Origin of the sequence: Mesorhizobium caraganae (assembly GCF_016836705.1) — a bacterium.
Taxonomy (GTDB): Bacteria; Pseudomonadota; Alphaproteobacteria; order Rhizobiales; family Rhizobiaceae; genus Mesorhizobium; species Mesorhizobium caraganae.
On record NZ_JAFCGY010000017.1, the window covers coordinates 63421 to 77185 of the forward strand.

The 13765-nt window shown below is 60.0% G+C and carries 6 protein-coding genes; 3 read left to right on the top strand and 3 right to left on the bottom strand.

Annotated elements, in window-relative coordinates; genetic code table 11:
* Positions 1-2 precede the first annotated feature (2 nt).
* The 3 genes from JQK88_RS24025 to JQK88_RS24035 all read right to left on the bottom strand — a co-directional run bounded on the left by JQK88_RS24025 (position 3) and on the right by JQK88_RS24035 (position 5443).
* Positions 3-2306, bottom strand: a complete 2304-nt coding sequence (locus JQK88_RS24025) for a peptidase domain-containing ABC transporter (RefSeq protein ID WP_203279628.1) — start codon at positions 2304-2306, stop codon at positions 3-5.
* Between the two features lie 357 nt (positions 2307-2663).
* Positions 2664-5036, bottom strand: coding sequence for a DUF4347 domain-containing protein (locus JQK88_RS24030; protein WP_203279629.1), 2373 nt, complete (start codon positions 5034-5036; stop codon positions 2664-2666).
* A 92-nt stretch (positions 5037-5128) separates the two neighbouring features.
* A complete protein-coding gene (locus JQK88_RS24035) occupies positions 5129-5443 on the bottom strand; it encodes a hypothetical protein (RefSeq protein WP_162712396.1) in 315 nt (104 codons plus the stop codon).
* 1131 nt (positions 5444-6574) lie between these two features.
* On the opposite strand from JQK88_RS24035, the gene JQK88_RS24040 reads away from it, so the two are divergent.
* From JQK88_RS24040 to JQK88_RS24050, 3 genes are read left to right on the top strand one after another with little or no spacing between them, the layout of a single operon-like run.
* Positions 6575-10360, top strand: coding sequence for a glycosyltransferase (locus JQK88_RS24040; protein WP_203279630.1), 3786 nt, complete (start codon positions 6575-6577; stop codon positions 10358-10360).
* Positions 10357-11439 (top strand): tetratricopeptide repeat-containing glycosyltransferase, encoded by a 1083-nt coding sequence (locus JQK88_RS24045; RefSeq protein WP_203279631.1) that lies wholly within the window; start codon positions 10357-10359, stop codon positions 11437-11439. The genes JQK88_RS24040 and JQK88_RS24045 overlap by 4 nt, the downstream gene beginning before the upstream one ends.
* Positions 11436-13724 carry a glycosyltransferase family 25 protein gene (locus JQK88_RS24050; protein WP_203279632.1) on the top strand — a complete coding sequence of 763 codons (2289 nt, stop codon included), beginning with the start codon at positions 11436-11438 and terminating at the stop codon, positions 13722-13724. The genes JQK88_RS24045 and JQK88_RS24050 overlap by 4 nt, the downstream gene beginning before the upstream one ends.
* Positions 13725-13765 lie beyond the last annotated feature (41 nt).

Here is a 13765-nt window from a genome sequence, read left to right on the forward strand (position 1 = left end):
CGTCAAACCAACCGCGGTGGGATGGCGACCGGGCGGCCATGACGGCCGTCGAGGTGCCGGTTTTGCTGCGACCACAGCTGGCGATAAAGCGCGCATCGCTCGAGCAGTGTCGCATGCGGCGCGACGTCAAGGACCTTACCCTGATCCATAACCAGGATGTTGTCGCATTCTGTCAGTGAGGACAGCCGGTGCGAAACGATGATCATCGTGCGCCCGCTGGCGATGCGCATGAGATTGGCGCTCACCACCGCCTCGCTCTCCGGGTCGAGCGCGCTGGTCGCTTCGTCGAGGATCAGTATGGTCGGGTCGTGGATGAGGGCGCGTGCGATCGCCAGCCGCTGCTTTTGACCACCTGACAAATTGGGCGAACCTTCCTCGATATAGGTGTCATAGCCATTGGGCATGCGCTCGATGAATTCCTGGGCGCCGGCGAGGTGTGCTGCACGCATGGCATCGGAAAGCGTCAGGCCTGGCCGCCCGGCGATGATGTTATCGCGGATCGACCCGCGAAAGAGAAAGTTGTCCTGCAGGACCACGCCGAGTCCTTGGCGAAGATGGCGTAGGTTGATCTCCTTGAGGTCGACGCCATCGAGCTTGAGGAAACCGCTGTAGTCGCGGTTGATTCCCTGCAGGAGGCGCGCGATCGTTGATTTTCCCGACCCGCTGCGCCCAACAATGCCAAACATGCTGCCGGCGGGAATGTGGAAGCTGACCCTGTCAAGCGCCGGTGTCTTCGTAGCGATGTAGCTGAAGGTCAGGTCGCTGAAAGTGACCTCGCCCACGAGCCTGGGTCTCAGGCCGGTGGAATTCGAACTGCTCTCCAGCGGCCGGTTGAGAACCGAGGCCGCCTCGCCGATGGCTGCACCGACCTCCTCGTAGTCTTCAACCAGTCGCGCCAGGCCGACCAGCGGCTGCGCTACGCGCTGGGAGATCATCATGAAGGCGAACAGGCTGCCAACCAGGTAGCCCGAGCGGTCGTTCAACGCGAGATAGGCGCCGACCAGCATGGTGCCGAGCACCATGACGCGTTCGATCGGCGTGACCAGCGTCTGCGGCCAGCTTGCAAGCTGGCCGAAGGCGAGGCGAGCCTTTCCGGCTTCCGCCACCCGCTCGTCCCAGAGCGCCTTGCGCTGCGGCTCGAGGCCGAGCGCCTTCACTGTCTTGATGCCGACGACAGTCTCGCCAAGCGCTGCCGACTTCCAGGTCTCGGCTTCGACCACTCGCTGGTATCCGCGGCGCAGCGGTTTGAGAAAGGCAAGGATGATCAGCATGATCACGGCCGCACAAGCCATTACGACCCAGGCGAGCGTGGAGTTGATGTAGAACATGACCGGTACCAGCACGCACAGTGTGATTAGATCCAGGAACGTGCTGAGGAGTTTTCCGGTCAGGAACTCTCGAATACGATAGACTTGGGCCAGATGATACATCGTCTCGCCGGCCGGATGACGCTCGAAATAATCGAGCGGCAGGCGCAAGAGCCGGCTAAAGACGTGCAACTGCAGCTTGGTGTCCAGGCGGGCGCCGACGACGTTGATGATCAGTCGCCGCGCATGGCCAAGAAGTGTCTCATAGGCGAAGACCACGGCAATCACCGCAGACAAGAGCAGCAAAGTCGAGATGCTGTTGAACTGCAGCACCTTGTTGACCAACGTCATCACGATGAGTGGCGGCAGGATGGTCAGGATGCTCAGCGTGAACGAGGCAATGGCTATGTCGCGCAGGGGCTGGCTTTCTAGCCGCACCAGCTGGGTGAGCCAGTGAAGGGTGAAAGGCGCATCCGCCGCCACGTGCGACCGTGTCGCGCGCAGCAGCACCGCCTCGCCCGTCCACACCCGCGACAGCCGAAGCTCATCGATGGCGGTGGCCTCACCGTCGTCTGGCGCGTCGGCACTTTTGAGGAAGACGACATTGCGCTCCGCACTCGCTCCGGTCAGGAGGGCCGCGCCGCCATCGCTGAACAAGAGCACGACTGGTCCGGTGTCCTGGAAGCGCAAGAGGTGCGACCACCGGATGCGCAGGGCACGCGCCCACATGCCGGCGTTCTGCGCCCATTCGGAGAGATCGGCAGCGGCCAGAACCGAACTCGCTGTCCTGAATTCGTTGGGGTCGAGTTCGACGCCATGATAACGGGCGGCCTGCAGTACTGCCTTGAGGCGTGGCGCGATCTGGTTGCGCTCGGCGGGACCGCCGGGAGGCCGCTGGGCAGCGTTGTGCACGCCGGCCTGGCGCGCTGCATCGTCGACTTCGGAGCTTGCACGGATCGAGACCGGCTGGTTTTCGGCGTTTACGGGCACGTTTACCATGGACTTCTCATCCGGTACGCAGGGCGAGGATTCGAAAACGCCCGGGCCGAGGCGTTTCCGCCGAGGTTTCCGGTAACGCAGCACTGTACTCCGAACCGATCCGCCGCGCGACTCTCATGCCGATCCGTGTCTGGAGGTGGTGAACGTGAGAATTCCGCTCTCCCGCGAAGTCCGCGCGTACGTTTCATCGATGGTCTCTGGTCATGGTGGCTGACCATGGTTCGCAAGCCAGGCGCTGCGGGATGATGCTTTGCGAGCCAACAATCCAGAATAATCAGCGCGCGGGCCCCGCTTTCCAGCGAAGCCCGCGCGCCTGTTCTCAATCTGGACCAGTCCCTGTCCAGCTCCATTGCCTACTCACTCATGCGGCTTCAAGAGATCCTTCAGGGACGTCTTGACCGTGTGGTCGTTGCTGGCGTAGCCGGCGCCAGGCTTGGTCTGGTCCGAGGTGAGATCCGTGCTCGCCCCGGACGGCTTGTTCTGGTTGTTGCCGAATCCGCTGATCGTCTTGAGGACATTCAGCAGGTCCGTCGTCACCGAAGTCGCCGCCAGGCTGATCAGGTGGCCGAACGAGGTATTGCCGCCGGAACCGCCGTTGCCGTCAGTCGAGCCGGACTGCAGGAATTGCGTAGAGTCCTTCAGCCCGAGCGAGTCGGATGTGACCTTGGCGTGGTTGTGACCAGGGCCGTTTTCGGCATTGTTATTGTTCCCGGAATTACCAGGTGCATCCTGATCTCCATTGCCAAAGCCGTTATTGCCATGGTGGTGATCACCAGTCTCACCGCCCGGGCCGGTCGCTCCGGTCGCACCTGTCGCACCAGCCGAGCCCGTGGCGCCGGTGGCACCTGTCGAACCAGTAGCGCCGGTCGAACCTGTCGCTCCGGTAGAGCCTGTCGCTCCGGTATCGCCCGTGGCTCCGGTGGCTCCGGTATCGCCCGTGGCTCCGGTCGCTCCGGTATCGCCTGTCGCACCAGTCGCTCCGGTATCACCCGTGGCTCCGGTTGCTCCGGTATCACCCGTGGCTCCGGTTGCCCCGGTATCACCCGTGGCTCCAGTTGCCCCGGTATCACCCGTGGCTCCGGTTGCTCCGGTATCACCCGTGGCTCCAGTTGCACCGGTATCGCCGGTCGCACCTGTGGCTCCGGTATCACCAGTAGCGCCCGTTGCTCCGGTATCACCAGTCGCGCCCGTCGCCCCGGTATCACCAGTTGCTCCGGTGTCGCCAGTTGCACCAGTCGCGCCGGTATCGCCGGTCGCACCTGTGGCTCCGGTATCACCAGTAGCGCCCGTTGCTCCGGTATCGCCAGTAGCGCCCGTCGCACCGGTATCGCCAGTAGCGCCCGTCGCACCGGTATCGCCAGTAGCGCCCGTTGCTCCGGTATCGCCGGTCGCGCCCGTGGCGCCGGTATCGCCGGTCGCACCTGTGGCTCCGGTATCACCAGTTGCTCCAGTGGCCCCGGTATCGCCAGTAGCGCCCGTCGCACCGGTATCGCCAGTAGCGCCCGTTGCTCCGGTATCGCCGGTCGCGCCCGTTGCACCGGTATCGCCAGTAGCGCCCGTTGCTCCGGTATCGCCGGTTGCACCAGTGGCACCGGTTGCACCCGTGGCTCCGGTATCGCCGGTTGCACCAGTGGCACCGGTTGCACCCGTGGCTCCGGTATCGCCGGTCGAACCTGTGGCGCCGGTCGCTCCGGTCCCGCCTGAAGCACCCGTTGCGCCGGTCGCACCGGTCCCACCTGAAGCACCCGTAGCGCCTGTAGCACCGGTCGCACCAGCACCGGTGGCGCCCGTCGCACCCGTCGCGCCGGTCGCACCTGCTCCGGTCGCACCTGTGGCGCCGGTCGCACCCGTGGCTCCAGTCGCACCCGTGGGGCCTGTCGGGCCTACCTGACTCGTGACGTTGAAACTGCCCCCATTGAAGTTGTTGTTGTTGGTGGGATTGGCAGCACCGCCCGTGAAAACATAAGTATTACCGGCTCCAGGCACAAGTGTACCCATTACGCCGAAGTTGGCGTTGTAAATGGTATAATTGTGGGTAGTGTCCGGTATTGTTATAGTTGCAGCAAACGCGAAGACCAGTCCGTTGGTTGCAGATGGAAGCTGGAAGCTACCAACTACTGTATCAGGATTGAGTGTTGTATCCACCAGATAATACGTGTTGACATTGCTACTATTGCCAGGGCCGGTGATCGTGCCAGTGAGTGTCAGATCGCCTGCTACAAGTACTCCGGTGTAACTTGCCACGCCATCTGAGGTCAGCGGTGGCCGGGGCGTCGTCACGCTCCCGCCAACGGACAGTTCCCAGGCGCCGCCCAGGGCGGCTGCGCCAACCAGCGACCTCGATGCGCGGACGTCCGCGCCGATGGCCTCTTCCAGCGCTACAATGAAGGCCTCGCCGACATTCCCCGATGCCGTCTCGCAGCTCCACAGCCGCAGTTCGCCGTCCGCGGCGAGCGCCCTGCCGATGGCGGCGAAGTCCTCAGCGCCTCCCTTCAGTGTGGCCGCCGACCATTCCCCTGCAGTGAAGCTAACCCGGCCAGGCGCGCCGTGCGTGATGACGTGCACTGCGTCGAGCCCTTCGTGCCCTGACAATGCGGCAGCGATCTGCTGCGCTGCCGGTCGGCGGCCATCCAGCACGACAGCCCGGACTTCGGACCTCAGGTTACCGAGAACGGTCTCGAGGTCGGAGACTGAAGGATCGACAAAGAGAATTTCAGAGGCACGGGCCATGACTGGCTCCTGTTGGCTTCGAATTCAATTCAAGGGGAAACCGCCCACCGGCTTTCCCGGCGAGCGGTTGGGACAAGGGGACTTGGGAGAAGTCATCGTCCGGACGGCCCGACGGCGCCGTCGGGACGTTCGAAAGCGGGGCTCTCTACGCGCAGGAAGCTGCAGGCCTGGAAATTCCCGCCATCGTCAAACGTGCCAATCGCAAATGAGCCGGCTGCGGCCGGAACCTTGACAGTGACAGCGACGGCGAGGCTTCGCTTGGCGGCCTTGGGAAGAATGACCTGACCGACGATGGCGCTCTTGGCCGTGTCCAGGATAAAATAGGGCACATTTTCGGTCGTGTCGCCGATGGGCAAGACGCCTCTAACGGCAACTTCCATGACCGCAAACCCTGCTATGTAGCTCATCATGTCCTCCTTGGTCGCCGGCGGCCGTGCCGCTGTGTGTCTTGTTTCGTGTCTAGGTTTCTATCGCTGCCGAGAGCCCGCGCTCGCTGAGGCCGGTCGCAGCTTCTATCGGCACTCGAGCCGCGCGCATTGAGCAGCCTGCAGCTCCGTGAACCAACCGGCGACGCGCATTTCGACGAGCCGCACGCGCAAGGCTTGACGGCATCTTGGTGCCGCTCGATCGAGCGGCGTCCCACTTGTCTTCACTGAGGGTGTGGAGTTCGCAGGCGTGCGGCGGTCCACAGGGCGCCGAGGAATACCCGTCAATCGCGGGGCAATCCTTGCTGGCGAGAAGGTGCGGATAGTTGAGGGGTTGAGCGAAGCGGAAACCTGCGTCGCGGGCGCATCGTTTCGCACTTGGTATCACACCAACCACAGCCAACTCCCACCACGCGTGTCAACTTGCGAGGGAATCGACTACTTGCTGGGGAACATCAGGTTGGGAAAACGCTGGCCTTGAGTTCAAGGCAGTACGACGTCTTCTTTGCACGCCACCAAACACTCACTGCGCCCTCACGCACGAAGTGACTTGCTCCAGATACTCTCCTGGCTTCGCAGACCGCGCGGACCGACAGGCCTACTGCCCGGTCCGCGGAAACCCTCCCATACATAAGGCATTAGTAAATTATAAAATTAGCAAGTTGTAAATAACCTGTTTACGATTTGTTAATTGCGCAACCAAAACCAACTATTTTTGGCCGATGTCGAAATAGCGCTTTTGGGCCAAAAGCATCGAAAAATCCGAGACTTAAAGGAACCTCCTCGTTCGCATCGAGCCCCTCACGGCGAAGTAAGCGATTGAGCCGACCGGAGCGTTTGTTCGCAAACGCCTGGGTCCAAGGCGTCCGCAGGACCCTTGCGCGGCGGAAAGTGCTGGCTAACAATGGATAGGGCTGAGCTAGCATTTGCAAAGGGACGGGACGACCGATCTTTGCAACAGAGGTCATGCAGATGGCCGAGGCAATGGGTAGCGTGCATGGGGTATGAAGGCCGGCTAAATCCGTATCGAAATGGACCGCTTTCCCAGGCGGCGCCGCGGCGCCCGTACAACGGTCTCAGCACGCGGTCATCCGGGCAGCCGAAAGTCAGCCTATGACAAACGGCAAGCGCCTCTGCCTCAACATGATCGTCAAGAACGAGATGGCGAACCTTCAACGCTGTCTCGGGGCGGTTGTCGACCACATCGACTGCTGGGTCATCGGCGACACCGGCTCGACCGACGGGACCCAGGATTTCGTCAAATCGTTCTTCGCTGCCCGCAACCTGCCGGGCGAGTTGCACGAATTCCCGTTCCATAATTTTGAGCAGGCGCGCAACGCGGCGCTCGATCATGCCTATGCCTCCCCACTCGCTTACGACTATCTGTTGTTTGACGACGCCGACATGGAACTGGTGGTCGAGGATGCTGGCTTCCGCGAGCACCTCGACAGTTCGGGCTACCGGCTGCTGCAGCGGTCGGATTCCGGCCTGGCTTATTGGAACACGCGGCTGGTCAAGCGCGACGCCGGCGCTCGCTACCACGGCGTAACCCACGAATATCTCGACGTGCCCGGTGGCGTGCAGGAACTGAGGGGTGCCTGGTACAAGGACCACGCCAGCGGCTCGAACCGAGTGGACAAGTTCGAGCGCGATGCCAGGCTTTTGCTGGAGGCCCTCGAGAAGGATCCGGAAAATCAGCGCTACTGGTTCTACCTGGCGCAGTCCTACCGCGACGCTGGGCGGACGGCGGAGGCGGCGGTGGCCTACGCCAAGCGCGCCGCGATGGGCGGCTGGGACGAGGAGGCGTGGAACGCCCGATTGCAAGAGGCGCGCTGTCTGCGCAAACTCAGCGACGAGCCTGGCTTCATTCAGCAGGCGCTCGCCGCCTTCAATCAACGGCCGCATCGTGCCGAGCCGCTCTATGACCTGGCCCGGTTCTACCGCGAGAAGGGGATGAACGACGCCAGCGTACTGTTTTCCGAAGCGGGGCTGGCGATCAGGCGACCGGAGCAGGACATTCTGTTCATCGAGGACCACATCTACACGACAGGCCTGCTGGAAGAATTTTCCATTGCGGCAAACTACGCGCACGATCCCGTGCGCAAGGACCGCGGTTTCGCGGCCTGCAACTGGCTAGCGCTGAACCGGACCATCGGCGACGGCCCCAGGGAACTGGCGTGGTCCAACCTGTTCTTCTATGTCCGGCCGGCCAAGACAGTGATGCCGTCCTTCAACGCGCGTCCGGTCGGCTTCACGGCGCCCGATGGCTATCGGCCGTCAAACTCGTCGCTGACCCTGTGGCGCCGCCAGATCGTGTTGTTGCAGCGGACGGTGAACTACACCTTGGCCGAAGACAACCTGCAATACGACACGCCCAGAGCTCCGGTTCACACGCGCAACTTTCTGCTTCGACTGAGCGATGAACTCGCCATCCAGTCCGCAAGCGAGATTTTGCCGCCGGTTGACATGCCGGAGCCCGCTAATGGCCGGGTTCTCGGATTTGAGGACATGCGCCTGTTTGCCTGGCGGGATGCGCTGTGGGGCGTCTCGTGCGTCCGCGGGCTGACACAGGAGGGTTGGTGCGAGCAGGTCGTCGCGCGCATCGACGAGAGTGGCGCCTGCCGGCTGGCTGACTGGCGCGTGCTGCGTCCGGCCGGACCGCGAGGGCACGAAAAGAACTGGATGCCGCAAGTCAAGCTCGGCATGGTGGAAGGAGCGGCAGACACGCTGCAGTTCATCTGCCTATGCGATCCCACCCGGATCGTCGACGAGCGGGGTGCCACTGTCAGCGAGACCGCTCCCGCGATTGCCGCACAACGGTTCAGGGGCGGAACCCAGCTGATCAAATTTGCCGGCGGGTGGCTCGCCCTGATCCATGAAGTACAGTGGCGGACCGCGGAGAAGCGACATTATTACCTGCACCGGTTCGTCTGGTTCGACGAAGCAAACATCTTGCGAAAGGTAAGCCGTCCGTTCTTCTTCGACAAAAAGGGCGTTGAATTCGCCGCCGGGCTGGCGTGGCACCCGGACGAAAATCGTTTGCTGATTTCCTACAGCGTCGCCGGCAGTGAGTCCTGGATCGCAACCGTCGAAGAGGCGGAGGTGAGGTCGCTGCTGGAGGATGTGGAGAGCCTGCCATCGGGTAAGGCAGATACGCCGTCTGGGTTGACGCTAGCCTCCGTGCATGGCTCTCCGCTGATGGAAACAGGGATCAATCCTTACCGCACCGACGACGGAGCCGTGGGTGATGCAAGCCTGGCGCCGTCGGAACGCAAGAACCTCGGCGCCGGCGGCGTGAAGTCGACCGATGAGATCTTTCATGAGCTGGCGCCGTTTCTGCGCGACGTCGATTCTCCGCTGGAACGACGGGAACGATCGCGCCAGTTCGACGCCCGGATTTCTCGCTTCCTTGGCAACGACGACACTGCACTTCCGCAGATCAACTGCTTCTACCAGGTGATGTCGGACAAGGCCGAGCATCGTACCCTCATTGCCGCCACGACCTCGATGCGGGCAGCAGGCCATCCGGTGCGGGTGTGGAGCTACGCACCCGAGAAGCTCACGTTCCTCGTTCCGCACGGGATCGAAGTCCGCAATGCCGACGATGTCATGCCGCGTGCTTTTTTCGAGCGGATCGTAGCGGGCTCAGAGATCAGGTATTTCAGTGACATTTTCCGTTATGCAGTGCTTTACGAGCATGGCGGGCTTTGGATGGATTCCGACGTCATCCTGCTACGGCCCTTCCCCTTTCGCGGCGATCATTTCTTCAATTTGCAATGGCGCGGATCGCACAAGGGCCACTTCATTTGCGGCAACGTCATCTACGCCAAACCCTACAGCGGCCACCTCAGGGCGCTGTACGAGATGTCGATCTCGCGCTTCCATGATGCCAGCGGCAAGGAGTTCGGCGATATCGGCCCCAAGCTGCTGTCCGACTATATTGCCTCCGATCCAGGAGCCGCGCTGCGGGAATGGGTGTTCAGCCCGATGTTCTTCAACACGATCGACTGGACGGAGATCGACCGGTTCGAGAAGCCGATAGCGGAATTGGCTGACTATCTGAACGACGAGCGGGTGTTCGGCATCCACCTGTGGACGGCACGCAATGAGGCCCGTCCGGGCGGCGAGGGCGCGCCGCTAATTTCGCAGCTGATCAATCCGCTCGACAGCTTTCCAAGCCTCACAAGCCTCGCCGACCGCTTTAACACTGACAAGAACAGGCACACCGGTAACCGACACGCCTATGCCAGGGTTTATGATCGGTTGTTGTCGAGCAGAAGGCTGGCCACGCAACTCCTCTTGGAGATCGGCCAGTCCACCAAGCAGGCGCAAGGCATCCGGACCGAGACGCCTTCGGTCGACCTGTGGCAGAGCTATTTTCCGTTCTGCCGGGTGATCGGCGTCGACCGGACTGATTTTTCGCAGCTCAACAACGAAAGATTCAAGTCGTTCGTCTGCGACCAGTCCAAGCTCGACGATCTGCGCGAGGTTGCCGCGAAATTCGAACCTGGGTCGCTTGACGTGATCATCGACGACGGCAGCCATGCCTCGTTCGACGAGCAGTTGACGCTGCGCGAGTTCTTCCCGCTGCTCGCCGAGGGCGGTTGGTATTTCCTCGAAGACCTCGACTGGCAGCCACCAGGTGAGGACCTTGGCAAGATCACGCTGACGAAGACCCTGCTGCGGGAGATCCAGCAGCACGGCAGCGCGCGCTCGGTCGATCCGCTGGGGGTGAGCGCGCTTGCCGATCAGTTCGCCGAGATCCTGTTCTTCGACAGCCATTATGAGTTGAACCGGGCCAAGCTGATGGGTGGCCTGGTCGCTATCCGCAAGGTCGCGCCGGGCATGTCCGCCGGACGCGGTCTTAAGCCAGCGCGCGTAAAGGAAGGTTGGGTTTGAAGGTCGCTGTCTACACCATCGCGCTGAACGAGGCCGCAAACGCGGAGCGCTGGGCTAATTCGGCCGTCGACGCCGACTATCGCATTGTGGTCGATACCGGCAGCACGGATGACACCGTGGAACGGCTGACCGCTGCCGGCGTTACCGTACACAGGATAGCGGTCCGCCCATGGCGTTTCGACGACGCGCGTAATGCTGCCATGGCCTTGATCCCTCCCGACGTCGATGTGTGCTGCACAATGGACATGGACCGGTTTCTCGAACCCGGCTGGCGGCCAAAGCTTGAGGCGGCTTGGCAGCCCGAGACCACAGCCCTCTTTTGTCAGACGGTGTACAGATCAAGTGTCGATGACCCGACGCCGCTGCGAAGCTGGCCGGCGAAGAATTTTCACCACCGCTGGGGATATCGCTTCAGGCGGCCTGTCCATGAGGCCCTGGTCTTCACCGGAGAAAGGGAAGTCACGGCGAACAGCAACGACATCGTCATGTTCGAGGTGCAGGACCTCGCCAAGCCAACAAGGAGCAGCTACCTGCCGCTGATGGAGGTGGCACACAAGGAAGACCCCGAAGACGCTCAAATCTGCTTCTGGCTCGGACGGGACTTGATGTGGGCCAACCAGCAAGAGCGGGCCGTTTCGCTGCTCGAGCGCTACCTTGAATTGCCAACAAGCAAGTGGGCGGAAGAACGCTCCGAGGCGATGCGTTATATCGCGCGCATGCGGCCGGAGCAGAAATTGTCCTGGCTGGACAAGGCCCGGATGGAAGCGCCGCACCGGCGTGAGATCTGGCTCGACCTGGCCGAGGAGTTCCACAGCAAGGCCGACTGGCTGAATCTGTTCTGGGCCTGCACCAATGGGATCGAGAAGACGCACCGCACCGGCAGCTATCTGGACGAAGCGAACTGCTGGGGTTTTCGATTGTATGATCTCGGTGCGATCGCGTCGTGGCGCCTCAATGTCATGGACCAGGCGGTGGAGTGGGGGCAAAGGGCGCTCGAACTGGATACGGGCAATCAGCGGCTAAAGGACAACCTCGATTTTTTCATTAGACACCGAGACGACTTGCGGGCAGGCGCATGAACAGTCCGTCCTTTAAGCCCGCGCGGCTGTTCACAGCGTTCGGCACCGTCATATATGTCGAGCCCTTTACGGGTGAGTTGCGACACGGCCCTGTCGAGAGCAGCCCGGCGAACGCATTTTTTGAGTCGGGCAACCGTTCGGGAGGTGCAAACCGGCAGGGTCGGCTGATCCATGCCGTCAACGGTTCGGCCGAACCGATCTCCTGCTATTCTGGCACCTGTTTTTCCGTCTCACAGTCGCAGCGCGAAAACCAAGCCGTCGATCCCACGATATTCGAATTGATTCCGCTAGAGCGTGGTTTGCTGGCGCTGAAGTCCGGCGGAGTTTTTTTGTCGGCCATACCTGATGGTCAGATGAGGCTCAGCGCTCCTGTTTGCAGCACGTGGGAGCTATTCGTCGCTTCGGAGAACTGGTGCACTGAGATCGCCGGCTTGGGCGGTGAAATATTGCGCGCCGCTGGGCCGGAATTCGACAGGAGCGGGATCCATGGCTACATTATTCATCCGGTCATAAGGGCGAGAACGAATAGGAATTCTAAAGGACCAAGAGTACTGATATATGGCTATACAAAGTGGTCGCACGGTAGGGTTTACTACGACATAATGCGTAAATTACATGAACTCGGGTTCATTGTAGATATACTTGATTGGCAAATAAATAACATCGATCATGTCGAGTACCTTTCTAAATACTACGATGTATGGATGAGTGCGCTTGATGGAGTGTCCACGTTGGTGGATCGATATCAAGTTCCATACGATCGAATAATTGCTATCTCCCACCATGAATTCGATATACGTATGCTTGTAGAACAGAAGGGAAAAGACGTATTCGAGAAGTTTGCAAATTATGGTGTAGTTAGTGAATCGGTGTATTCAGCCTCGATGATGCTAGGCATACCGAGAATGCCGGAGGTCGCATCGCTCGGTATAGACTATCAGAGCTTCTTTAGTCCTTTGCCAGAACGGCTAACGACAGTTGGCTACGCCACATCAATGTCCGTACAGACGTATGGTGTGGAGTGGAAGCGCGGAGACCTTGCCGAAGCGGCAGCGGAGGAGGCCGGGTTGATATTCAAGGTGGCCGGCTCAACTGCAAACCAGATTTCATTCCACGATATGCCGATATTCTATCAGAGCGTCGATGCAGTTGTAACAAGTTCGGTTAACGAGTCTGGCCCGTTATCGGTTATGGAAGGGGCGGCTGCGGGAAGGCTTGTAATCGGCACATCTGTGGGCCACTTTCCTCTCAAGGCTTATCAAGGAGGCGGCATCATTGCGCCGATCGAGCCCAGCAAATTCAAGGCCTTCACCAGTGCCACTCTGCGCTACTATAAGGAGAATCCCGCTGCCTTTGTGGAAAAGTGCTATATGACGAGGGAAGCTGCGCGAAAGTTCGACTGGCAATACTCGATTGATGAGTGGGTCGATCTGATCGAACGACCAGGATCGGCTGCCAAATCTTCTCGCTTAGCCACTCGAACTTATGTCGACCAAGGGTCAATTAGCCTTGCGCCTGTCGCCTCGCAATCAAGTGGCGGAGCTGAATCACCATTGATTCACTTGATAAACCTGGACCGCAGTATTGCTCGACTTTCTAAATATCAAGAGAATAACCCGCATCTTGTCAGAAATACTTTGAGGGTATCAGCAATTGACGGTGCGTCAGTTGATAGAGGTCAACTAATAAAGGAACGATTGATTACTGAGGACTGTACTTACCTTCCAGGTTCTCTTGGATGCGCTTTGTCTCACATCAACCTATGGAAGTTGGCGGTTTCAGAAAATAAGGTAATCACCATTTTTGAAGATGATGTTCGTTCGTCATTTGACTTTCTTACGGAATCCGCCCGCATTCTCTCGAGCGCACCGGCGGACTGGGACATGATAAAGTGGGGTTTCCTCTTTGATCCGTTGTTCCTGTGGTTAGATTTTAGTTTCTCGAAAGCTAAGCTTGAATTTTACGATCGTCGATACAGCAAGCAAGGGCCCTTGTTCCAGTCTGACAAATCCTCTCGGTCTCTTATTAGGATAGCGCACTCTTTTGGTCTGCAAGCCTACTCACTTACGCCAAGGGGGGCGCAGAAACTTCTTGAAAAATGCCTGCCTTTGAAAAAAAGAACTATTCCATTTCCAGGAACTGGAGTAATCCTTGAGGATACAGGTATCGACTGCGCGATGTGTGCGGCGTATAGCTCGATGCAAGCGTTCATCTGCATGCCGCCGCTTGTCATTGCCGATGATGAACAGCTTTCTGAGCGAGAAGCTGCGGACCGAACTCATTGACTTGATGACTCTCAATAAAACTTTCTCTGAGCGTCACCATT